Here is a 23,510-nt window from a genome sequence, read left to right as displayed (position 1 = left end):
CTCAGCTTTGTTGCTCCAGTTGATTTCCCCCACGCTTAAGTGTTTTTCATACCAAAAATTTCTCATTTTTAATGAATTGCCTTGACCTTGTTAATAAATAAATGGGATATCATAGTTGCTAATTCGCCGAGCTGCGGCGGGGCAAATATATATGGAACACTGCGCATTCCTTTTTCCGTTGGAGCCTTCATGGAACAGTCGAGTTTACTCACGTCGGTGCTGCTATTTTTATTGGCGGCGGTTATTTTTGTTCCTTTGGGTAAACGTTTTGGCGCCGGCCCGATTCTTTCCTACCTAGGTGCTGGCATCATTTTAGGCCCTGGCGGCATGGCCTTAGTTTCTGATCCTGCTGCTGTATTACATTTTGCCGAGTTAGGTGTAGTGCTGATGTTGTTTGTACTTGGACTCGAATTAAATCCAAGTAAATTATGGGAACTTCGCAGTGCTATCTTTGGTTTAGGCAGTGGTCAGTTGTTGTTATCATGGGCTGCGATTGGTGGTTTGGCTTGGGGCTTTGGCTTGTCTGTTGACGCAGCTTTAGTGGTTGGCGCCGCGCTATCTTTATCATCGACAGCCTTTGCTGTGCAGTTAATGAGTGAACATAGGTTGCTCACAACCCCACTCGGGCGTGATGCCTTTGGTGTCTTGTTAATGCAAGATCTTGCCGTTATCCCTATGTTGCTGCTGACGGCATATTTGGCGCCTAATTCGGCGCAGATTGAACATCATGCCGTGCCTTGGTACTGGACGTGTCTAGCCCTAGTAGGGTTTGTGTTAGTGGGCAAATACTTATTGCCAAAACTCCTTAAGTTAGTCGCAAGCAGCGGGGTGCGTGAAGTACTCACCGCCTTTGCGTTATTGCTCGTAATGGGCAGCGCTGAGTTAATGGAGTGGCTTGGACTCTCTGCGGGTATGGGGGCATTTTTGGCGGGTATTATGCTCGCAAACTCAAGTTATCGACATCAACTTGAAACCGACATCGAACCCTTTAAAGGCTTATTGCTTGGGCTGTTTTTCATGGCGGTCGGTATGAGTATGGATTTGAAATTATTGATATCAGATCCGCTACTTATCTTAGGTATTTTGATGGCGATGTTACTGATTAAAACGTTTGTGCTGATGGTGCTGGGCCGCATTCGGCACCACAAATGGCGACCGAGTATTGCATTGGGGTTGATCCTTGCCGAAGGCGGTGAATTTGCCTTTGTGCTGTTATCCCAAGCGCAGTTATCTGGCATTGTCGGCGATAAAATTGCGCAAGTGCTAGTGTTGGCGATTGGTTTGTCTATGGCGGTGACGCCGATATTGTTTACCCTGTTTCGCGCAACTAAGGCCAAGGTGGTGGACACTCGCCTGCCTGATACGATTAATGTCACTGAATCGGAAGTGGTGATTGCCGGTTTTGGCCGAGTAGGCCAGATAACCGGGCGTATTTTGGCCTCCTCTGGGATCCCCTTTGTCGCCTTGGATAAGGATGCGAGCCATGTGGATGTTATTCGCAAATATGGGGGTGAGGTCTATTTTGGTGATGCCAGACGCTTAGACATGTTGATGTCGGCGGGGATCGCGCGCTCGCGTTTGTTATTGCTGGCTGTTGACAGTGTTGAGGATTCCATCGAAATCGCCCAGCAAGTGAAAACCCATTTTCCCCATATTCACATAGTCGCGCGGGCAAGGGATCGTAACCATGCTTATCGTTTGATGAGCCTTGGGGTGACAGATGTCTTTCGTGAGACCTTTGGCTCGGCGCTATCGGCCAGCGAGAAGATCCTTCAAGGTTTAGGTTTATCTCAGGTACAAGCCAACGAGCGGGTAAAAATCTTTGCTGAGCATGATAAGAAACTGGTGATTGCCAGTGCGGCTCATCAGAATGATTTAGCGACGTTAATCAATCTATCGAATAAGGGTAAGGCAGAGTTGGAATCCCTTATGCGCGGTGATAGGGAGAATGTGAGCTAATGTTGTCACTTTGATTTGGATATAAAAAGAGAGCATAAATGCTCTCTTTTTATTGGTTTAAAACATCAAATTTAACGCTGATGTTTAGGTGTTAAAAGCTATAGCTGTATTGCAGTTTGACGTTGCGTTCTTCACCCGGCATACCGCCTAAGAACATAGCTTTACTGTAATAGTCTTTATTGAATAGATTATTGATATTAAACTGGACTTTCCAAGAATCAGTGCTGTAACTCAGCGCCGAGTCAACGACGGTATAGCTAGGCACGTAACCGTCTGGAATTCCAAATGAGCTAGAGTGCGTGCTGCGATCGCCAACGTATTTTGCTCCTAGGCTTAATTCGATTGGACTCTGTAGCGCAAACCAATTCGCGCCGTAGGTAACCCAAGCACTGGCGCTGACATAAGGCACACCTTTTTGCTGGTTTTCATAGTTATCTCCATCCTTAGGATTCTGTTTGTCATTCGCATCTTGATACATGCCGTTGAGGTTAAGGCGCCACTCCTCATTAATATATGCATTAAGATCGAGTTCAATACCTTGAGTGTCTTCGCTGCCATTGTACAAATACACTGGGATGTTAGGTGTTAATATGCCATTGGTATAATCAGGATTGTTATAGGCGACATTAGTGCGCGAGCTTTTAAACAATACCAGTGAGCCCAGTAATTGATCCTCAAATGCCTTAAAGCGCATACCTAAATCATTGCTAATCGATTCTGAATCATCTCGGTTGGTAGCATTATCTTTTACTGCATCGAGCACACTGTAGGCGGTGCGTCCCTTTGAGTGATTGATAAAGAATGACAAATCCTCTATTGGCATGTAGGTCAAGCCTAAGTTATAGGTCATGCCGTTATCTGTGGTATCGGCCTCTGGAGTCGCTTGGGATTGGCTAATGCTGTAGCGAGGATCAAGGCCTAAGTGTTCATAACTTTGTTTTATCTCGTTAAATGCGACACCTACACGCGTGGTGAAGCCATGTCCTAAATATCCCACGTGTTGTACACCTAGGCCCCAAGCGCTGACCTTTTTGTCATAGTTAGCAGTTTTGAGTGGGTCATAGTCTTCAAACTTACCTGTGCCCCAATTAGGATTACGGATGTCGTAAATATAAGGCAAGGAACCTTGATAAGTAATTTCTCCATCCTTATTTTTATAAATTTGATCGGCATCGAAGATAGAATATTGCTGGAAACGAATATTACGGTCTTCATAGTTGGCATTGACCAATAATTCATTGTCTATATTGCCAATTTGGAAGTCATAACGTAGATCGGCAAAGTACTGCCAAGACGTTTCGTCGGCATCGACTTTACGGTATTCCTGACGTCTTGCAGCAAAAGGATAAAGTGCGCCATTTTCAACTAATGGTGATCTAGGCTCTTCGTTAATCACGTCGGTAAGAACGTTTTTAATCTTGATGTTACGCTTCCAATAGACGTAGTTATAGGCGCCAGTTTGGCGGGCGAAACCTGACGTGTAGTCGCGATACTGCAATTGTTGATTGAGGAACAAATTGTCAGTGAAATAGATATTATGGGTCAGTTTAAATCTTAACTCTTCACCCTCATTGTCCTTCGCCATGGGTGAAATCAGCCCTGCATCACCAAACGAATAGGGGGTTAAGCCGTCAGCGCCCGACAACGAGGCCGCTAACTGCTGACGCTGTGCATCGGTGAGTTGTAGACCATTACCGTTGGGATCATTAACCAGATCTTGCCACGTGACCTCGCCCGCGCTCTTACCGCCGACAGATTCTGCATTGTAAATCCGAATCGGGTGACCAATTGAATCAACGGCAATAGCATCTTTTATGTAAGCACCTGAAAGCATTAAATCTTGGCTATCACTTAATACCCATTTTAAGGCGCCATAGATTTCGTCTCTGTCTGTACCGATATCGCGATACCCATCACTGCGGCCAGATTTGGCGACTAAACGGTAGGCGACATCATCGCTCAGGCCGCCCGTGCTATCCAGAGCAAGGGAGTAGGTGTCCCATTGGCCCATTTCGGCGCTGAACTTATGCTTTGACTCAAACTGCGGTTTCTTTTCAATCAGATTGATCACGCCGCCAGCACTTCCCATGCCATAGAGTCCAGTCGCTGGGCCTTTTAATACTTCAACGGATTCAACGTTGGTTAAAGAGCGCGTAGGGTTGAAGGTATTACCTAGGCCTGCACCGCCATACATACCGTCATAGGTGTAATTTGCGCCTAAACCACGGATGACTATGTTGTCACCAATGCCATAGTTATTTCCCGCTTGAGTCACGCCACTGATGTTACGGATCAAGTCCTGCAGATTATCTGTACCTTGGGTTTCGATCAGCTCTTGGTCAACAATCACTACTGCTGCTGGGGTTTCCATAAGAGACATGTCGGATTTAGTCGCCAGCCCTGAATTCTTCACTACTGAGTTCTGTCTGCCATAAACCGTGATGCGCTCAACGTTGGCTTCAGCATTTGCTGATGTCGAGTTGGCTTCGGCGTGTGCGGTTTGCGATAAAACAGAAAGGCAGGCGAGTGCAGTTAGCGACAAACGAAATGGTTTCATTAATGGTTCCCCCAAATAAATAGGTCGCGAATAGTAATGATTTGCATTTGAGTTGGCAACAAATGTTTCAGCATTTATTGTCGAATTGTGCAGTGCTGCCAATGAATGCTGCAAAAAACATCTTTATGAGCAAACCAGTAATGGGTTCTAGCAAGAGAGAAACGTTATAAAAGGGCGGTTTTACGCTCCATCCCGTTGTAATTTCAAATTTGTTTCATTTTTTTTATAAAAAAGTGATTTATTTTTTGAGTTAACCATCACATCCCACCTTGTTGATCGGGAAACGCAACCTAGCGTTTAGCTGGTATTACATTCGGTCGTTATTGCGTTTACGTAAACGTCAAAATGAAACGGCCGTTTAAATTATTGGTGATGGTCGCAGTCATTATCATCATGATTTATATGGATTTAGCTTGCTTCCCTCTAGGTTAGTTCAAAACATCGAGTATTTTCTACTTAGGCCTAATAGGATAAAAATACTGTATTTATAAGTTTACTTTTAGTTATTTAATTACGTAAATAATTACGTTGCGTATTAGTTGGTAAAGTTGTCTGACAAATTACATTTAGCTTGGATTACTAAATGTGATCCAAATGTTTAATCCTTTTTTAATTAAGTGTTTAGATTTGATTTGTGTGCTTGGTCAGACCAATTCTAGCATGGATTTTACTAAGGCTAATGCTCGTTTTTGTCAATCTTGGACTGTTGCAAATACAAACGTTTGTCGGTAAGTTTTAGTTCGAAACAAACATTTGATGGTTTTTTGGTGAGTTTATAAGCCGTAGTGATTGGGGATGCTACTGCTTTATATGTCAGCGTTAAGCCTGTGATAGTGGAGCCTCTTGGGAGGGCATCAAGATGACGGAACACACTTTGAGTGAACAGCAATTGAATTCGACACAGGGTAAAGCTACAGCAAATGCCACGCTTAATATTGTGGGTCGTGACATTCCAGGCCAAGAAGTCATCTTTACCGAAGGGGCTGTCGCCTTACTCGAATCCCTTTGTCGTGAATTTGCCGACGAAGTACCCGCCTTACTCGCTAAACGTAAAGATAAGCAAGCGCGTATCGATAAAGGAGCATTACCCGACTTTCTGCCTGAAACCCGCGCTATTCGTGATGGTGCATGGCAAATTCGCGGTATTCCCGATGACTTGCTTGACCGCCGCGTAGAAATCACTGGTCCCGTTGAACGTAAGATGGTGATTAACGCGCTCAACGCCAATGCCAAAGTGTTTATGGCCGACTTTGAAGATTCCTTAGCACCGAGCTGGGAAAAAGTTGTCGAAGGTCAAATCAACCTACGCGATGCCGTGCGTGGTGATATTGAGTACACAGCACCGGACACAGGTAAGCACTACAAATTAGGACCAAATCCGGCAGTGCTTATTTGCCGCGTTCGTGGTCTGCACCTTAAAGAAAAACACGTGCAGTTTAACGGCAAAGCGATTCCTGGCTCACTGTTTGATTTCGGACTGTATTTCTACCACAACTATCGCCAACTTTTGGCCAAGGGCAGTGGTCCATACTTTTATATTCCTAAGTTAGAAAGTCATATAGAAGCGCGCTGGTGGGCAAAAGTATTTGCTTTTGTTGAGGAAAGATTTTGTCTGCAAGCGGGCACGATTAAATGTACTTGCCTGATCGAGACGTTACCGGCCGTGTTCGAAATGGACGAAATCCTCTACGAGCTGCGTTCCAATATCGTCGCGCTGAACTGTGGTCGCTGGGATTACATCTTCAGCTATATCAAAACATTAAAGCGTCATAGCGACCGAGTCTTACCGGATCGCCAAGCCGTCACTATGGATACGCCTTTCTTAAGCGCTTATTCAAGACTCTTGATTAAGACCTGCCACAAACGCGGTGCGTTAGCGATGGGCGGCATGGCGGCCTTTATTCCAGCCAAAGATCCGGTTCAGAACGAAGCCGTATTGCAGCGAGTTCGTCGAGATAAAGAACTGGAGGCGCGTAACGGCCACGATGGCACTTGGGTGGCGCACCCAGGTCTTGCCGATACCGCTATGGGGATTTTCAACGAATACATAGGCCAAGATCACTGTAATCAATTACATATTACCCGTGATGTAGACGCGCCAATTCTGGCTAGCGAACTGCTTAAAACCTGCGACGGTGAGCGCACTGAACAGGGGATGCGCCTGAACATTCGTATCGCACTGCAGTATTTAGAGGCGTGGATCAGCGGCAACGGTTGCGTACCTATTTACGGCTTAATGGAAGATGCGGCTACGGCTGAGATTTCTAGAGCCTCAATTTGGCAATGGATCCAACATGGTAAGTCGTTGTCAAACGGCAAACTCGTGACCAAGCAACTCTTTAAAGACATGTTGGTTGAAGAGCTGTCGAACGTGAAAAAAGAAGTGGGTAGCGACAGATTCACCCATGGCAAATTCACCCAAGCGGCGGTGTTGCTCGAAGACATTACCACCTCCGACGAGCTGGTCGATTTCTTAACCTTACCCGGTTACGAAATGCTGACAGCCTAGGATGAACCCATTTGCTTGACCCGTTTTAGGTAAAACAGATTTAGCCGTGGCGGGGCTACCGCCAACCAAACCATTTAGCAGAGTGAAACTGGGGGGCAGTTTCACGCTAGCTACAACATCAAAGATAAAGGAGCGACACTATGACTAAGGCAACGACTCAGACTTCACGTCAAGAACAGATTGATGCAATCAAGCGGGATTGGGCAGAAAACCCACGTTGGAAAAACGTGCGTCGTCCTTACACCGCAGAAGAAGTGGTAGCACTTCGCGGTTCAATCGTGCCTGAGAATACTATCGCTAAGCGTGGTGCGGCTAAGTTATGGGAACTGGTTAACGGCGGCGCTAAAAAAGGCTACGTGAATTCGCTCGGCGCGTTAACGGGCGGTCAAGCGGTACAACAGGCGAAAGCGGGTATCGAAGCGATTTACCTTTCAGGTTGGCAAGTGGCTGCCGATGCTAACTTAGCCGGCACTATGTACCCAGATCAATCTTTATACCCAGCCAACTCAGTACCTGCTGTGGTATCCCGTATCAATAATTCTTTCCGCCGTGCTGACCAAATTCAATGGGGCAATGGCGTTAATCCAGAAGATGAAAAATTTGTTGATTACTTCTTGCCAATCATTGCTGACGCAGAAGCGGGTTTTGGCGGCGTATTAAATGCCTTCGAACTGATGAAGTCGATGATCGACGCGGGCGCTGCCGGTGTTCATTTTGAAGATCAGTTAGCTTCAGTGAAGAAATGTGGTCACATGGGCGGCAAAGTATTAGTGCCAACCCAAGAAGCGGTACAAAAGCTGGTTGCTGCACGTTTAGCGGCGGACGTGAGCGGTGTCGATACACTGGTTATCGCACGTACCGATGCTAACGCGGCCGATTTGTTAACTTCAGATTGCGACCCATACGATCGTGATTTCGTGACTGGCGAGCGCACCAATGAAGGTTTCTACCGTGTTAAAGCCGGTCTTGACCAAGCGATTTCTCGTGGTCTTGCTTATGCCCCTTATGCAGATTTGATTTGGTGTGAAACCGCTAAACCGGATCTTGAAGAAGCGCGTATTTTTGCTGAAGCGATTCATGCTCAGTACCCAGATCAACTGCTTGCTTATAACTGTTCGCCTTCGTTCAACTGGAAGAAAAATCTAGACGACGCCACTATCGCGCGCTTCCAACAAGCATTGTCAGACATGGGCTACAAGTACCAGTTCATCACTTTAGCCGGCATCCACAACATGTGGTACAACATGTTCGACCTCGCTTACGACTATGCGCGCGGCGAAGGTATGAAGCATTATGTTGAGAAAGTTCAAGAAGTTGAGTTTGCTGCAGCGAAGAAAGGTTACACCTTCGTCGCGCATCAACAGGAAGTGGGCACAGGTTATTTCGACCAAGTGACTACGGTTATTCAAGGTGGCCATTCATCAGTGACCGCACTGACAGGTTCTACCGAAGAAGAGCAGTTTTAAGCAGTAAGCAGCGCTTAGGATGATCCATTGTGATTGTGGATCACTCCTCAGCACGCCTTATGCCGATGTGTGGTGAGGCGTGGTTAAAAACTCGAAATAGAGGGCAAGGGCGGACTGTGATGAGTTACCGAGCTTGCAGCTTAAATATCGAGTCGAGTATGAAAGAGTGTTACCCGTAAGCCTGTGTTTAGCTGCTCTGCAGCTGTTGTTCCCCGTGCAGTTCGCCTACATGTGCTGTGCGGGTTTTTAAGTCAAATTTTGTGACTTAACTTCCTACCCAGTAAGTTTTTGCTTGCCTTAGCTTGGCGACTCTATGAGTCGCTATTTTTTTGCTTATTGGTTCACTATTGCGCTGATTAATATGGTGCAACTCTGATGCGACTTGGTGCAATAATCAGATTATTTTACAGAAGCTTATTGCTATCTTATTGTTATTTAATGGCTATCAATTGTGGCCTGAAAAATGCTCTGAATACAGTGGGAAGTTATAGCGCATTAAAGCTGATTGTTGGCATTCACATTGAGGTCACCGCCATGAAATATTACAGTCGCCGTTTAGTTAAACCTGAACATTTAAATCCAGCAAATACGCTGTTTGGCGGTCAGTTGCTCAGTTGGATAGACGAGGAGGCCGCGATTTTCGCTGCCTGCCAGATGAAGAGCACCAGCCATGTGACTAAGCTGATTTCTGAAATCAACTTTATGACGCCAGCGCATCAAGGTGATGTAATTGAGTTTGGTCTGGAGCTGGTGAGCCTCGGCCACAGTTCGATTACTGTCAGCTGCCAAGTGCGCAATAAGATGACGCAGGCACCAGTGGTGAGCATAGATAAGATGGTGTTTGTGCATGTGAATGCCCAAGGATTGCCTGTGCCCCACGGTATTCGGGCGAATGCGGCTTAGTGGATGTGGCGCTTGAAATGCGTGACGTTTGAATAGATAAGATACTTAAAACAGACAGTGACGCCTAGGCGTCACTCTGATTAGTCTTTGGTTAAATCTTCTTTTACCGATTTGACGGCATCCCGCGAGGCATGACCTATGGCTTTGGTGGTGTCTCGAGTCGCGTGGCCTATCTCAGTGGTGACATCTTTAGTGGTTGTGCCGATAGCACGGCCTGCATCCTTTAAATCCGCACAGGCGGATGTAGCGAGTAATAAAGGAATAATAATGAGCGTCGCTTTATTCATTGTGATGCTAATCCTCAATTTAAGTTCGTAACTCAATTTACTGAGCCCTGCCATTTCTACAGTGCCAAATAACATTCGGGACAATATAACAGATCTTGAGCTGAATCACGCTATGGCACCAGTATCTGCCGAGTCGTTGTCGTAATGTCGTTAGGCAAGTTTGAGCAAGAGGTGTGGAACGGATAGGGCTAAATGACGTCGGAGTTTAAATTTTATGAATTCAGTAAATAAAAACGCCAGTGGCGTTTTGCGCACTGGCGTCTAAGGTCGCTAAATAATACTGCAAAGATTATTCGAGTTTGGCTAAGCGTTGTTGATAGTCTTCAATCAGGTGCTGCATGATTTCTTCCGGTGCAGCGTCGTCACAGCAATCATCTAAAAAGATTTTAAAGGTGACTAAGGCATGGCCGTCATTTTTGAGTCTGTCACTCTGCATTGAGAAGTAAGCATCTTCATTTTCGGCTTTACGAACCACAAACTTATTTGTTTCGAAGGACTTATCCCCAGAAAGCTCGTGCCACTTAGTGATGCGATTTAACGCGATTTCACAGGACTGGTTCATTTCAATATGATTTAACCAAGTAACGGGATGTTCAGGATCTTTGTAATGTGGACATCTAACTGTGTAGTTATATACATGGGTGATTGCAGTCATAGCGTACCTACCTGTTCGAGGATATTGTTGCCATCATAGGCATCGTTTTTGAATTCGGTCAATCATTAATTAAGTCTATTTAGCCTTGATGTTTTTTGACGGAGAAGGATAGTTACTGCATGAAAATTAACCATTTACTTAATCTGTCATGTCTCTATTTAGCATGAGTTTTATGCCAATAACTTTGTGCTAGATCTCAGTTTTGGGTGAAGTTTCGCTTTTGCTGAATTACTGATTAATAAAGCAACAACTTGGTCGTCAGTAAGTCTTATTGAGTGTAAGTGATAAAAAGAGTGAACAGCGGAGTAAATAGGTTAATTAAGCTTTGGTGGGCGTAATACGATTAAGTGGCAGCATAAGTTGTCGCAGAGGAAACGCAGAAGGCAGAATGGACAGAGGCCCATTCGTTAGAACGGGCCTCTCAGCTGGCTTCATCTTTTGCAGGGAAAAAGCGAACTGGGGTCATCTTATCGGATCTGTAACAGTCTGTAACCCACAGAGATCACGTTTTTTATATCATTTTGCTATGAATATTTGAGGTTCAGATCCTTTCTACTTGAATATGCAGATTTGTGAGTGTTTTGTCAGTGCAAAGGTGCATAGGCACTGAGTTTTATGTTGGTTTTTGTTGCTCAATTTTTAAGATAGTAACTTACCTCACCATCTTGTCGATACCGGTATAAAAAAGGCCCCAATAGTGCAGCGATATTCTGTGCACTATTGGAGCCCAAAACGCATTCATTGGAGGATGAAGTCGTGTTTACGCACTAGCAGGACAATCAGCCGTTATCCAGCAAGTTAGCGCACGATTGCTGTGCGATAACTTGCGATTGATAAAGTATGGCGATTACAGCGCGCAACTATAGCGCATTAGTGAAGATCTGACAGATCTCCGCATGGGTCGCTTGTTTTGGATTGGTGAATCCACAGGCATCTTTTAACGCGTTATCCGCAAGTGTTGGAATATCTTCCGCTTTCACGCCTAATAAGGTCAGGTTTTCAGGGATCTTAACCGCAACAGACAGTTTTTTGATTGCCGCTATCGCCGCACTGGCACCTTGTTCATCTGTCATCGCAGACACATCCACGCCCATAGCCTTGGCAATGTCTTTTAAGCGAGCAGGGACGACCTGGGCGTTATATTCCTGCACATGGGGCAGCAGCAGGGCGTTACACACGCCGTGGGGCAGATCGTAGAAACCGCCTAACTGATGCGCCATCGCATGCACATAACCTAAGCTGGCATTGTTAAACGCCATACCCGCTAAGAACTGAGCGTAGGCCATTTGTTCACGGGCGTTGATATCTTGACCGTTTTCAACCGCGTTGACTAAGTTAGCCTGAATCAATTCCATGGCCTTGATCGCGCAGGCGTCGGTGATCGGGTTGGCAGCAATAGACACATAGGCTTCAACCGCGTGAGTCAGTGCATCCATACCGGTTGCGGCCGTGAGGCTCGCAGGCTTTTTCAGCATGAGCTCAGGGTCATTGACCGACAGCAAAGGCGTAGTGTGCTTATCGACAATCGCCATTTTAATGTGGCGGGCTTCGTCGGTAATGATACAGAAACGCGTCATTTCACTGGCAGTACCTGCCGTCGTATTAATGGCCACTAACGGCAATTGTGGTTTTGCGGATTGATCTAACCCTTCGTAATCCTTAATGCTGCCGCCATTGGTGGCAACAAGGGCGATACCCTTGGCGCAATCATGGGGTGATCCGCCACCGAGTGAAATCACAAAGTCACAATTGTTAGCTTTTAACAGGGCTAAACCGGCTTCGACGTTCGTCACGGTTGGGTTAGGTTGTACGCCATCATAGATGGTGGAGGTAATGCCATTTTGACCGAGTTTTTCGGCCACTTCACCGACTAAGCCAATTTTGACTAAGGGTTTGTCTGTCACTATGAGAGCGTGTTTAAAGCCTAAGGTTTTGATGTCACCGATAGCGTCATCCACTGCGCCTTGGCCTAACACGTTGACAGAAGGAATAAAAAATTTAGCAGCCATAAAATCCACCTATTTGCTTGTAAAGATTAAGTTGTGTTCTTTTCTGGTGATCAAGCTACCAATTTGGAGGTAGTGAAAGTGTGAGCTCGATCGAGTTCGGCGCTTATCTGGGGGCAATTTCCCACTAAAGTTGGAACTCGGTAACTAAACTTCGGACTTTTATGACGGGTATTAGTGTTGGCGTACGATATGGTTTTTCTGGGGGGGAGCGCCGTGATGGCGCATCATTTTTGTGTGTTTTTTACTGGTCTTGTTATCTCACTTTTCATCCCACTTTTTAGCTAACATTTGACGGCTCAATTGTTAAATCTAACAGAGGTTAAACCTCATTAATACTTTCATTTGTAGCATTAACTCCAGTTAATTAGTTTGATATCTAATATTAATTTATGCGTGCTGCTGTGGTTGTGGTAGGGCCGTAAGTCAAAGGAATCTATACGTTTATCTTGTTTTTACACATTAATTCTTTTTTGCATAACTAACTTGTGATCTTTGTCACTGTGGCATTTAAGGTTGATAGTTACATCACTAATCATTATCATGATTGTTAATTGAACGTTCAATTAACGTCGTTCAGAGTATTGAGAGAGTAGTTATTCCTTGAGTATTTATGCCTAAAGCCGCAATGAAATTGATACGCAGACAGCAGCTTATCGATGCGACATTAGCATCGGTTGCCTTGCATGGATTGCAGCACACGACCATCAACAGCATTAGTCAGTTGGCGGGGATGTCGTCGGGGATCATCAGTCATTATTTCAGTGGTAAGCAGGGCTTGATCCAAGCGACGCTACGCCACTTGCTCGAGCAGTTAAAGCAGGCGTTGCTCAATCGAATCCAAGGACAAGTGTTGGCGCCAACAGAGCGCTTAATGATGATAGTTGAAGCGAATTTTACCGAGTTACAGCGCTCACGAAATGTCACTCACACTTGGCTGAGTTTTTGGGCACAGGCCGTCCACGATCCCCAGTTAGCCCGTTTGCAGAATATTAATAGTCGCCGCTTATACAGCAACTTACATTTTTCCTTTCGGCACGTGTTGCCCAAAGAGTTTGCCCTGATGGCTGCTGAGCAAACGGCGGCGATGATCGATGGATTTTGGTTACGCAGCGCCTTAAGTGAAACCCCTGAACAGGATTTTGTTCAGGCCGAAAAATTATGCAAAACCTTTATCCACAATGTGATAAAGCAGCATGGAGTCAAAACATGTCAGTAGAAGTACAGTACAACTTTATTGCGGGTCAGTTGCTCGCTAACGATAGCGGCGAAACCTTCGACGTCGTCAATCCTGCCACAGGGCAATTGGCGTACCGAGTGCAAGTGGCTGATGAGAAAATTCAGCAAGCAGCCATCGAGAGCGCCAAAAAAGGCTTTGCGATTTGGTCTGCCATGAGTGCCACCGAACGCAGTCGTATTCTATTAAACGCGGTCGCATTATTGCGCGATCGTAATGATGAACTCGCGGCAATCGAAGTGCGCGACACAGGTAAACCTTGGCAAGAAGCCTCAGTGGTTGATGTGGTTACAGGAGCAGATGCCATCGAGTTTTTCGCCCATATCGCCCCTGGGCTTGAAGGCGCGCAGCAGCAAGTCGGTGGAGATTTTTATTACACCCGCCGTGAGCCTTTAGGCATTTGTGCTGGTATTGGCGCTTGGAATTACCCATTACAAATCGCCTGTTGGAAGGCCGCTCCTGCCTTAGCCAGCGGCAATGTGATGATTTTTAAACCTTCGGAAGAAACGCCGCTTGGCGCACTGAAATTAGCGCAACTCTTAAGTGAGGCGGGTTTGCCCGATGGCGTATTTAACGTCGTGATGGGCGATGGCAAGGTTGGCGCTTGGTTAACGGGACATCCGGATATTGCCAAAGTGTCTTTCACTGGTGAAGTCGGTACTGGCAAGAAAGTCATGGCGGCGGCGGCAAGTTCATTAAAAGACGTCACTATGGAACTCGGTGGAAAATCACCGCTTATCGTGTTTGACGATGCTGATATCGACAATGCGGTTTCAGGTGCCATGCTCGGTAACTTCTACACCCAAGGTGAAGTCTGCACCAATGGGACACGAGTGTTTGTCCATGAGTCGGTTTATCAAGACTTTATTGAGAAGCTGCTCGCCCGTACCCAAGCCAATATTGTGGTGGGCGATCCTATGGCGCCAGAGACTAACTTTGGCGCGTTGATCTCCAAAGATCATCAGCAAAAAGTGCTCGATTATATTCAGCAAGGTATCGATGACGGCGCAACTCTGCTAACTGGTGGCACAGCGTTAACGCCTGAAAATGCTCCCAATGGTTACTTTGTCGCCCCAACCATTTTCACCGATTGCACCGACGAGATGCGCATCTGCCAAGAGGAAATCTTTGGCCCTGTGATGTCGGTACTCACCTTTAAAGATGAAGCCGAAGTGATTGCTCGGGCAAACAATACCGCCATGGGCTTAGCTGCTGGGGTGTTCACCCAAGATATCAGCCGTGCTCATAGGGTAATTCATCAGTTACAAGCGGGTATTTGTTGGATCAATGCCTATGGTGCATCGCCAGCCGAAATGCCGGTAGGTGGGTATAAGTTGTCGGGTATTGGCCGTGAAAACGGTAGCGAGACACTCAAGCATTACACCCAAGTTAAAGCCGTTTACGTGGGTCTACAGCCCTTAGAAAGCCCATTTTAAGGAGGCATTTTGGCCCATTCACTCCAGCAAAAATATTATAACTACATCATAGTCGGCGCCGGTTCTGCAGGGTGTGTGCTCGCTAATCGTCTGTCTAAGGATCCTAAAAACGAAGTACTGTTATTAGAAACCGGTGGCAGCGATAAGAGCATCTTTATTCAGATGCCGACTGCGTTATCGATTCCGATGAACAGCCCTAAATATGCTTGGCAGTTTGAGACGCAGCCTGAGCCGCATTTAGATAATCGCAAGATGCATTGTCCTCGGGGCAAAGTGCTTGGCGGTTCATCGTCGATTAACGGCATGGTGTATGTCCGTGGTCATGCCAGAGACTTTGATGAGTGGCAGGCGCAAGGGGCGACCAACTGGGATTACAGCCATTGCTTGCCGTATTTTAAAAAGGCAGAAACCTGGGCCTTTGGTGGCGATGAGTATCGCGGCGAGTCTGGGCCGTTAGGCGTGAATAACGGCAACCAGATGCAAAATCCCTTATACCAAGCCTTTGTGGATGCGGGCATCGCGGCGGGGTATTTATCGACCGCCGATTATAATGCAGCGCAGCAAGAAGGTTTTGGCCCTATGCACATGACGGTCAAAAAAGGCGTGCGTTGGTCTACCGCTAATGCCTATTTACGCCCGGCGATGGCCAGACGTAACCTTACCGTGTTGACCCACACTTTAGTGCATAAAGTGTTATTGGAAGGGCAAGCGGCCGTTGGCGTTCGCATTGAGCACAAAGGCAAAGTTGAAGATATTCGTTGTAATAAAGAAGTGATTTTAGCTGCTGGCTCAATAGGTTCGCCGCATTTGCTGCAATTATCAGGCATTGGCGATCCCCAAGTATTGGCCGATGCAGGGGTCGAGTTACAACATGAGCTGCCCGGTGTCGGTCAGAATTTACAGGATCATTTAGAGTTTTATTTCCAATTCAAATGCCTTAAACCGATTTCACTCAATGGCAAGTTAGATCCTTTCAGCAAGTTCTTAATCGGTGCACGGTGGATCTTAGATAAGTCTGGCCTAGGGGCCACAAATCACTTTGAATCCTGTGGTTTTATTCGCTCAAAAGCGGGTCTCGAGTGGCCAGATTTGCAGTACCACTTTTTACCTGCGGCCATGCGTTACGATGGTAGAGAAGCCTTTGCGGGTCATGGTTTTCAGGTACATGTAGGCCATAACAAGCCTAAAAGCCGTGGTGCCGTGACCTTAGTGTCGGCAGATCCTAAAGCGCCGCCTAAGATCCTGTTCAATTATTTACAGCATCCCGATGATATTGAAGGCTTTAGAGCCTGCGTGCGTTTAACCCGTGAGATCATCAATCAAACGCCATTCGATGAGTATCGCGGTGAGGAAATTCAACCCGGCACACAAGTGCAAACCGATGCGCAAATCGATGCCTTTGTGCGTCAATCGGTTGAGAGTGCTTATCATCCTTCTTGTTCGTGCAAGATGGGTACAGATGCGATGGCGGTGGTGGATCCTGAAACCCGCGTGCACGGCTTGCAGAATTTACGAGTGGTGGATTCTTCTATTTTCCCGACTATCCCGAACGGCAATTTGAACGCGCCGACCATAATGTTGGCTGAACGCGCCGCGGATATGATTTTAGAGGCTGAGATGTTAGCGCCGGCGAATTCCGCCGTTGTGGTTGCCGACGCTTGGCAAACCACACAAAGAAGCACAGCGACAAGTTAACGGTACAAGTTAACGCCATAAGTGCACAACATGCCTGCTCGGTCCGTCTTATCGATGGACTGGCGGCTTCAATTTTAAGTGACTCATTAATTGATGACTCAAAACTCATTAATTGATTACTCAAAATAAGGGTCATGATTCATTTTATCTAAAGGGTCGGTCAGCCCGCAGTGAGTGTGCAAATGATCACTTTCACGACTGAACATCTATCAGGGTTTAACTATCGCAGAGCGCTTTTTAAGTAGCGATATTTAAGGCTTGAGGGCAGAGCGCTGCCTTTAAAAATGATTCAGTTTTTTATTATTAAATAAAAACATGGAGTTACATTTTATGGATTCATATCCTCATGCCTACTTATATTCAGTATCGACTGGGACGGAGTGCATCCTATGATCTGGTTATTATCCGCAGGGATACTGTTCACTTTTGCCGCGATTGCGTTTGTGATTTATCGCTGGGGTAACATTCGCTGTATCGGTGTGACGCCTGTGCGTACGTTTACCTTTATCGCGATACTGTTCACCTCTGGCCTTGATGTCGGCTTGATCATGTTTCCGCTGACCGAGTTTGCCGGCTATGCCAATGTGGCGGCGAGTCCCGAGTACGGCTTTACCAATCCGCTGGCGATTGAGTTTGGCTTTTGGGCCTTCTTAATTTGGGGTTTCTACTTTTTAACCTGCTTCTATTTTTGTGTGATTGAACCTAGGGTGAAGTTCTTCGACATTCCTTTGGTCAAGTTCATCAATAATATCGTGATTATTGGTACCTGTGCCTTTACCGCCTATTTGTTATTAAGCAATTTGCCCTGGTACTTACCCGAATTAGGTGATGGCGAAACCATAGTCGGTAGCTTTTATTTAATCGTATTTTTGGTGATTGCCGCGGCTGTGTATTCCAGCACCAGCATACGTTATGTGCGTATTTTGAGCTTAGCCAGCACTTGGTTATTTTTAGGCTTGATTGCCATGATGTGGGCCAGTGCATTTTTATCGGCTGACTCAAGTGTGGGCGAGTTCTTTACGACCTTTGCCATGCTGGGCGACTACTTCGGCAATATTCAACATTTTGTGTTACCCATCAACGACTACCATGAGTTTTATCTGTTCTGGTGGTTTGCGTGGAGCATTATGATTGGTCAATTTACCTCGCGCTTTGTCGGCGGGATGAAAACCTATCAAGTGCTGCTGGCCATGATGGTGTTTCCGTCTATTCCCATCGCTATCTGGTTCACCGTGCTTTATTACTACAGCGCCAATGGGTTAGATACCTCGGGCTTCTATAATCTGGCGATGGTGATTGTAGGGGTGACCTTTGTGATTAACTCACTCGACTCACTGGTACGCCTGTATACCGACAATCTTAATCTGACGATTGAGCGTTTAGGCAAGCTTAAATATGTCAGCTTTAACTTAGTGTTGCTCTGCAGTCTGACATTACTCTTTCAATTAGACTTTCTTCAAATTCAATGGGTTGGTGCAATCGCACTGGGCCTGATCTTTAGCTGTTTTGGTTACATCATGATGACGCAATTGCAAACAGTTCGTGCCATTGAGCGCTCGCCAAAAGAGAACAAAATCGACTTTACTAAAATTGAGCTAGCTAACTAATGGAAAAATTAATAATGAAATCAAAATGTTTTTATCTTGTCGCCGGCGGATTGTTATTGATGTCGACTGCGGCGAATGCCGGATTATCGGCCACTGTGACGGCGACGTCGGATTACACTTTTAACGGTGTCAGCCAAACGGACAACGGCCCAGCACTGCAAGGCAGTCTGGATTACGGTTTTGATTCGGGATGGTACGTGGGCGGCTTCACCTCGAACGTCGACTTTGGTGGCAGCGATGACACTTGGTTAGAGCTCGATGCCTATGCGGGTAAGTATTATCAACTGAACAAGCAACTGAGTCTCGATGTCGGGCTGGCCTATTACACCTACCACGGCGATTCCTTCTCTGATGAGTACAACTATCCTGAGCTGTATAGCAAGCTAGGTTACGACACTTCCCTTGGCCACTCTGAAGCTAAGTTAACCTACACATGGGACTACTTTGGCTTGGGCGGCGGACATTACACTATGTTGCTCGGCCATACGATTAGCGTTGCCGAGGGCCATGATATTCGCTTCAGTGTTGACCGCTCGACGTCACTCGATGAAGACAAATGGTCATGGGATGGCGGCAAATCCTTTAATCACTATCGCATTGCCTATATGACCAGTTGGAGCGGCTTTGATTTCAGCCTCGCCGCAGAAGATACCAGCATGAACTTAGATACCAGTGACGAGCGCCTAGTGTTGTCGGTATCGCGTCAATTCATGTTGTAATGTAAGGGACTTTTACCATAAAAGTGCCTCCTCTTGGTGAGTTCAGTCGCGCTTTCTGGTAAGGTGCACTCGTTGCTTAGAATGGGGAGAATGCAAAGTACGATGGAAAAATATGAACAATTGCTCATTTCGCTGCGTCGAGTGATACGCGCTATCGACATTCATTCTCGTCAGCTGAACAAACATTCAGGTTTAACTGGGCCGCAATTGATGGTGATGCAGAAAATCGCCCAATTGGATGCGCCATTGGCGAAAACTGTGGCGGAAGAAATTACCCTCAGCCCTGCGACTGTGACGACTATTATCGATCGACTCGAGGGCCGTGGTTTAGTGATCCGTTTGCGCAGTGAGACTGATAAACGTAAGGTGCATTTATACCTTAGCGATGCGGGCCGAGCACTGTTACAGGACTCACCTAAACCGTTACAGGATCATTTTATTAAGCGTTATCAGAATCTTGAAGAATGGGAGCAGAGTCAATTGCTCTCTGCCGTTGAGCGTATCGCGACTATGATGGACGCCGATAAAATTGATGCGGCGCCTATGCTCTTGGTCGGGAAGATCCAAGGCGACGAGTAATCGTTTAGATCATGGTTTAAATGATTAGACGTTAATATCGATTCGTTTTTAAAATGAAAAAGCACTGAATCTTCAGTGCTTTTTTGCTTTTAACTCTATGTCGTTTGGCAGTGCATCTTTTACATGCTTAAGCAGCTGGACAGCTGGTTTGAGCCACAGAGTTAATCAGAATTTCTTGTACTGGCGTGTTGGCGAAACCACCGCTGTTTTTTGTTGGTACTATGCTGATCTGATCCGCCACATCCATGCCGTCAACCACTTTGCCAAACACGGCATAACCATAATTGCTCGCAGACGCATCCAAATGTGGATTATCTAACACATTGATAAAGAACTGTGATGTTGCAGAATTAGGGTCATCCGTGCGAGCCATGGAGATAGTGCCACGTTTGTTGCTAATACCGACTGCGGCTTCATTCTTGATGGGGGCATCGCTTGGTTTGCTTTTGAGCCCTGTGGTGAAACCGCCGCCTTGGATCATAAAGTTATTAACGGTTCTATGGAATAAGGTGCCGTTATAGAAAGACTTATCAACATACTGCTTAAAGTTTTTACCTGTGATTGGCATGTTAGTTAAGTCAATGGCGAGTGTGATATCGCCTTTCGTGGTTTTCATTAAATAACACACATCCGCAGCTAAGGCTGGCGGAGTGGGATCGGGCGTCGGTGGCGTCGGCGTTAGATCACCATCTGTACTTCCTTCACAACCGGTTAAGGCTATGCAGCCGACAAACAGTAATCCTGATAACTTCTTCATTTCATATCCTTATTCTCAATCATCATTGGGGAGTTTCTGCTTTAGCGTTCCATCGAGCGAGCCTCTGGCGGATAAGCGAGGGCATAGCAGGCTCCATGAATGTAATGTTGTTATTATGTTTCTACGCTGTAGCGAGATGAGATGTTGACAGAGGAGAGATAGGCTGTTCAAGTTATAAAGTGCAATTGATACAAAGTGTTGCACCGAACTCCCTAGTCGATATGTTTTGGGTCTTATTCATTGGGTTTTAGTTCGAATGCTATGACATATAAATGTCTTACGCCTGTCATATTATTTTTATGCCTTAGTTCCCTGCTTAGTGCTTGTCTTTTGTAACTGCCTCTCGTGACTGCTTTTCGTCAAGGCCTTGAGAAGCATGCTTGCCCTCTTGCTGAACGCATGCCCCAAGTTGGTGCGTTCCATGTTTATTATTTCGATTGTCACTGCGCGCGAACTTAACTGAGTGCTTCTAGTAAGTTACTGATTTTTTGAAAAAGTTTTTTGTTATTTCCCTGAAATATTTATGTCATCTTCTTGTTACTTTTGGTTGGCATGGTTACTGTATATCTAAAGCTATGGATGAGCGGTCGCGGGGGCGACAAAATATGGGGCTGGAAAAGTTGCTGTATTTGCGGGGGGTTGGAGCAGAATTTACTGATTGTTTTGGCCAAGAGATCCATATTTCCGAGGTAGACAGACAAGGTATCTTGACCTGTATGTTACAGGAAAAAAACACTTTGGCAGGGACTGCCATTGATGCTTCTGCTACAGAGGCGTTATCGAGTGATGTTGAGCTGACTAACGTCGATGCGGTATTGACCGAAGCGCTGATCGCCTTACAAATTGACTTGCTGGATGCCCGTCCTTGGACTCAGGTGTTGCCCGAATTCCATTGGTGTTTTGTGGATGAACCTTGGATAAGCCTTTGTTTACCCGAAACCTATACTTCAGATCTGAGTGTGGCGATTGAATGCGAACAGGGTGAGTCTATCGTATTTGATGTGCCTTTCTCGGCGCTTAAGTCGATTGGCGATTACCGTATTGAACAAACGCTTTATCTCCATTATCGCCTTGATCTTACGCAACTGGGATTAGCACGCCTCGATTTAGCTGAGGCCAAGACCCAAGCTTCCCCTGAACATTCAATGCCCGCTGAGACTGAGGCGGTGAATTTAGCGTCTTATTTCCTGAGCAGCCAAGAGTTCACTAACAACCCAGCCTTAATCAAAAACCAAGACTCATTTGCGCATGCAGCTGACAAAAATGCGAGTGATTTCTCTGTGTTAGGTTTGGGCTTTCATCGTATAGCTTTAAGCTTAAAACATGCCCTAGAGATAAGTGCACAAGTGCCAAGCTCGTCGCTACAGAGCAGTGTGACGGCTGAGGCTGATACCAGCACCTTGTTTTCTGGCACCTTAATGGTGGCACCGCGGGCCGCTTATCAAGGCGTACTCACGGCTGTCGCCCAAGGTAAGCGCCATAAACCTTGGGGGATCAGCGTTCAACTCTACAGTTTACGCAGCGAGAGCCAGTGGGGCATAGGTGACTTTGGCGATTTAGAACAACTGATCACGCTGGTGGCGGCGCAGGGCGCGGATTTCATTCAACTCAATCCTTTGCATGCCCTCGACATTGCGGCGCCAGAGCATCCGAGTCCCTATAGTCCGTGCGATCGCCGCAGACTCAATCCTCTTTATATTCAATTACAAAGCGTTCCTGAATACCAAGCACTTACCACTGAATTTTCAAGCGCTACTTGGATAGAGGCCATCGCCTTACTGAATCGTGACAATTGGCTCGATTATCCTAAGGTGAGTGAGCTCAAATACCGTGCCTTTGAGCAGTTATATCGCGTTTTTTGTGAAACCCATTTAGCAAACGACACGCCCAGAGCGCAAAGATTCCATGAGTTTGTGCGTGAGCAGGGCACTGCGCTGCAAGAGTTTGCTCAAGCGGAATACTTACGTAGCCCAAAAGCGTTTGTACAAGAGGAAGGTTTCTATCTTTACCTGCAATTTGTGGCCGAAAACCAGTTACACCTCTGTCAGCTAAAAGCGAAAGAAGTGGGCATGGGGCTGGGATTAATCCGTGATTTGGCCGTTGGCGCAGCGCTGCAGGGCAGTGAAGTACAGGCCAATGCCGAGCAGTTTTGTTTGAATGCCAGTATCGGCGCACCGCCCGATCCCTTTGCACCCCAAGGGCAAAATTGGGGCTTAACGCCCCTCGATCCGGTGAAGTTAAAACAACATAATTTCAGTCATTTTATCGCCTTGATCCGCGCCAATATGGAAAGCTGTGGCGCCTTGCGTATCGATCACGTGATGGGCTTACTGCGCCTCTGGTGGTGGCCACTGGATAAACAACTCGGCCAGGGTGCCTATGTGTATTATCCCGTCGAAACCTTGCTCGCCATCGTTTGCCTTGAGAGCCAACGCGCCCGCTGTGTGGTGATTGGTGAAGACTTAGGGCTAGTGCCACCGGACATTATTCATCGTCTCTACACTTCTGGCATTTACTCCAACGAATTGTTCTATTTCTGCAAAGACCATCAAGGCTTTAAATCACCGGCTCAATACAAGTCCCAGAGCCTGATGATGCTGGCGAACCACGATGTACCGACTTTAGTAGCTTGGTGGTGTGGCAGCGATTTGCACCTGCGTCGACAGTTATCCCTGTTTGAAACTGACGACCAATTGGGTGAGGCGCTGGCTGGGCGGGAGCATGAAAAGCAGCAGCTTATTTCACTGTTAGTCGCTCAAGGTCTGTTAGCCGAGGCGGCGATAGCAGAACTCGATATTCAAACCTTGCTCACGGCTTGGATGACCCTAGGGGCTCGCGGCAATAGTGCGCTGTACAGCGTGCAACTGTGTGATTTATTAGCCGATCGCCATGCGGTGAACATTCCCGGCACTTGGCTCGAATATCCTAACTGGCAGCGTCGCTTACCTTTGAGTTTAACGCAAGTGTCGGCTTCGCCAGAGATACTGCAGCGATTACAAAATATCGCTGCGGCGAGACAGCTACCGAGTTAATGCTGCTGATCCAGTGCCACATTATGCCATCCCTAAAGGTTCGATAATTAGGAGGTGTTATGCGGATAAAGAGTGCCAATTTGCAAGTTTAATTGACTGATAAACG

The 23,510-nt window shown here is 46.5% G+C and carries 16 protein-coding genes; 11 read left to right on the top strand and 5 right to left on the bottom strand.

The features are described 5' to 3' along the window. The first annotated feature begins 189 nt into the window (after positions 1–189). Positions 190–1,959: a monovalent cation:proton antiporter-2 (CPA2) family protein gene (locus Q4Q54_RS15055; RefSeq protein ID WP_006080839.1), complete on the top strand. Its 1,770-nt coding sequence runs from the start codon at positions 190–192 to the stop codon at positions 1,957–1,959. A 91-nt stretch (positions 1,960–2,050) separates the two neighbouring features. On the opposite strand, the gene Q4Q54_RS15050 is transcribed toward Q4Q54_RS15055, so the two are convergent. Then, positions 2,051–4,516 (bottom strand): TonB-dependent receptor domain-containing protein, encoded by a 2,466-nt coding sequence (locus Q4Q54_RS15050; protein WP_311988846.1) that lies wholly within the window; start codon positions 4,514–4,516, stop codon positions 2,051–2,053. Positions 4,517–5,375: 859 nt separating this feature from the next. Here Q4Q54_RS15050 and aceB point away from each other — a divergent pair. The 3 genes from aceB to Q4Q54_RS15035 all read left to right on the top strand — a co-directional run bounded on the left by aceB (position 5,376) and on the right by Q4Q54_RS15035 (position 9,394). After that, on the top strand, positions 5,376–7,025 hold the full coding sequence (aceB, locus tag Q4Q54_RS15045) for a malate synthase A (protein WP_311988845.1): 1,650 nt from the start codon (positions 5,376–5,378) through the stop codon (positions 7,023–7,025). A gap of 140 nt (positions 7,026–7,165) precedes the next feature. Further along, positions 7,166–8,491 (top strand): isocitrate lyase, encoded by a 1,326-nt coding sequence (gene aceA / locus Q4Q54_RS15040; protein WP_012588215.1) that lies wholly within the window; start codon positions 7,166–7,168, stop codon positions 8,489–8,491. 534 nt (positions 8,492–9,025) lie between these two features. Then, positions 9,026–9,394 carry an acyl-CoA thioesterase gene (locus Q4Q54_RS15035; RefSeq protein WP_006080843.1) on the top strand — a complete coding sequence of 123 codons (369 nt, stop codon included), beginning with the start codon at positions 9,026–9,028 and terminating at the stop codon, positions 9,392–9,394. 80 nt (positions 9,395–9,474) lie between these two features. Here Q4Q54_RS15035 and Q4Q54_RS15030 read toward each other — a convergent pair whose 3' ends face one another. From Q4Q54_RS15030 to yiaY, 3 genes are all read right to left on the bottom strand, one after another. Further along, positions 9,475–9,681: a hypothetical protein gene (locus Q4Q54_RS15030; RefSeq protein WP_006080844.1), complete on the bottom strand. Its 207-nt coding sequence runs from the start codon at positions 9,679–9,681 to the stop codon at positions 9,475–9,477. Positions 9,682–9,970: 289 nt separating this feature from the next. After that, on the bottom strand, positions 9,971–10,336 hold the full coding sequence (locus Q4Q54_RS15025) for a hypothetical protein (RefSeq protein WP_006080845.1): 366 nt from the start codon (positions 10,334–10,336) through the stop codon (positions 9,971–9,973). A gap of 860 nt (positions 10,337–11,196) precedes the next feature. Beyond that, positions 11,197–12,345: an L-threonine dehydrogenase gene (gene yiaY / locus Q4Q54_RS15020; RefSeq protein ID WP_311988844.1), complete on the bottom strand. Its 1,149-nt coding sequence runs from the start codon at positions 12,343–12,345 to the stop codon at positions 11,197–11,199. Between the two features lie 610 nt (positions 12,346–12,955). Between yiaY and betI the strand changes: the two genes are divergently transcribed. The 6 genes from betI to Q4Q54_RS14990 all read left to right on the top strand — a co-directional run bounded on the left by betI (position 12,956) and on the right by Q4Q54_RS14990 (position 19,615). Then, positions 12,956–13,561: a transcriptional regulator BetI gene (gene betI / locus Q4Q54_RS15015; RefSeq protein WP_006080847.1), complete on the top strand. Its 606-nt coding sequence runs from the start codon at positions 12,956–12,958 to the stop codon at positions 13,559–13,561. Continuing rightward, positions 13,552–15,015 carry a betaine-aldehyde dehydrogenase gene (gene betB, locus Q4Q54_RS15010; RefSeq protein WP_012588213.1) on the top strand — a complete coding sequence of 488 codons (1,464 nt, stop codon included), beginning with the start codon at positions 13,552–13,554 and terminating at the stop codon, positions 15,013–15,015. Before betI ends, betB begins: the two co-directional genes overlap by 10 nt. A gap of 9 nt (positions 15,016–15,024) precedes the next feature. After that, a complete protein-coding gene (gene betA, locus Q4Q54_RS15005; protein WP_311988843.1) occupies positions 15,025–16,710 on the top strand; it encodes a choline dehydrogenase in 1,686 nt (561 codons plus the stop codon). A 389-nt stretch (positions 16,711–17,099) separates the two neighbouring features. After that, positions 17,100–18,317, top strand: coding sequence for a BCCT family transporter (locus Q4Q54_RS15000; protein ID WP_311988842.1), 1,218 nt, complete (start codon positions 17,100–17,102; stop codon positions 18,315–18,317). Between the two features lie 14 nt (positions 18,318–18,331). Further along, on the top strand, positions 18,332–19,036 hold the full coding sequence (locus tag Q4Q54_RS14995) for a TorF family putative porin (protein WP_311988841.1): 705 nt from the start codon (positions 18,332–18,334) through the stop codon (positions 19,034–19,036). A 102-nt stretch (positions 19,037–19,138) separates the two neighbouring features. Further along, positions 19,139–19,615: a MarR family winged helix-turn-helix transcriptional regulator gene (locus Q4Q54_RS14990; RefSeq protein ID WP_006080852.1), complete on the top strand. Its 477-nt coding sequence runs from the start codon at positions 19,139–19,141 to the stop codon at positions 19,613–19,615. 127 nt (positions 19,616–19,742) lie between these two features. Here Q4Q54_RS14990 and Q4Q54_RS14985 read toward each other — a convergent pair whose 3' ends face one another. Next, positions 19,743–20,372, bottom strand: a complete 630-nt coding sequence (locus Q4Q54_RS14985) for a peptidylprolyl isomerase (protein WP_311988840.1) — start codon at positions 20,370–20,372, stop codon at positions 19,743–19,745. Positions 20,373–20,977: 605 nt separating this feature from the next. Between Q4Q54_RS14985 and malQ the strand changes: the two genes are divergently transcribed. Then, on the top strand, positions 20,978–23,404 hold the full coding sequence (gene malQ / locus Q4Q54_RS14980) for a 4-alpha-glucanotransferase (RefSeq protein ID WP_311988839.1): 2,427 nt from the start codon (positions 20,978–20,980) through the stop codon (positions 23,402–23,404). The last annotated feature ends 106 nt before the right edge of the window (positions 23,405–23,510 follow it).

Origin of the sequence: Shewanella sp. SP2S2-4, from assembly GCF_031932025.1 — a bacterium.
GTDB lineage: Bacteria > Pseudomonadota > Gammaproteobacteria > Enterobacterales > Shewanellaceae > Shewanella > Shewanella baltica.
This window is presented reverse-complemented; position numbering and strand designations above follow the sequence as displayed.

Bases quoted from the DNA above. Each gene is read 5' to 3' on its own strand.
- Q4Q54_RS15055 (WP_006080839.1), top strand. From the start codon at position 190: ATGGAACAGTCGAGTTTACTCACGTCGGTGCTGCTATTTTTATTGGCG.
- Q4Q54_RS15050 (WP_311988846.1), bottom strand. From the start codon at position 4,516: ATGAAACCATTTCGTTTGTCGCTAACTGCACTCGCCTGCCTTTCTGTT.
- aceB (WP_311988845.1), top strand. From the start codon at position 5,376: ATGACGGAACACACTTTGAGTGAACAGCAATTGAATTCGACACAGGGT.
- aceA (WP_012588215.1), top strand. From the start codon at position 7,166: ATGACTAAGGCAACGACTCAGACTTCACGTCAAGAACAGATTGATGCA.
- Q4Q54_RS15035 (WP_006080843.1), top strand. From the start codon at position 9,026: ATGAAATATTACAGTCGCCGTTTAGTTAAACCTGAACATTTAAATCCA.
- Q4Q54_RS15030 (WP_006080844.1), bottom strand. From the start codon at position 9,681: ATGAATAAAGCGACGCTCATTATTATTCCTTTATTACTCGCTACATCC.
- Q4Q54_RS15025 (WP_006080845.1), bottom strand. From the start codon at position 10,336: ATGACTGCAATCACCCATGTATATAACTACACAGTTAGATGTCCACAT.
- yiaY (WP_311988844.1), bottom strand. From the start codon at position 12,345: ATGGCTGCTAAATTTTTTATTCCTTCTGTCAACGTGTTAGGCCAAGGC.
- betI (WP_006080847.1), top strand. From the start codon at position 12,956: ATGCCTAAAGCCGCAATGAAATTGATACGCAGACAGCAGCTTATCGAT.
- betB (WP_012588213.1), top strand. From the start codon at position 13,552: ATGTCAGTAGAAGTACAGTACAACTTTATTGCGGGTCAGTTGCTCGCT.
- Q4Q54_RS15000 (WP_311988842.1), top strand. From the start codon at position 17,100: ATGATCTGGTTATTATCCGCAGGGATACTGTTCACTTTTGCCGCGATT.
- Q4Q54_RS14995 (WP_311988841.1), top strand. From the start codon at position 18,332: ATGAAATCAAAATGTTTTTATCTTGTCGCCGGCGGATTGTTATTGATG.
- Q4Q54_RS14990 (WP_006080852.1), top strand. From the start codon at position 19,139: ATGGAAAAATATGAACAATTGCTCATTTCGCTGCGTCGAGTGATACGC.
- Q4Q54_RS14985 (WP_311988840.1), bottom strand. From the start codon at position 20,372: ATGAAGAAGTTATCAGGATTACTGTTTGTCGGCTGCATAGCCTTAACC.
- malQ (WP_311988839.1), top strand. From the start codon at position 20,978: ATGGGGCTGGAAAAGTTGCTGTATTTGCGGGGGGTTGGAGCAGAATTT.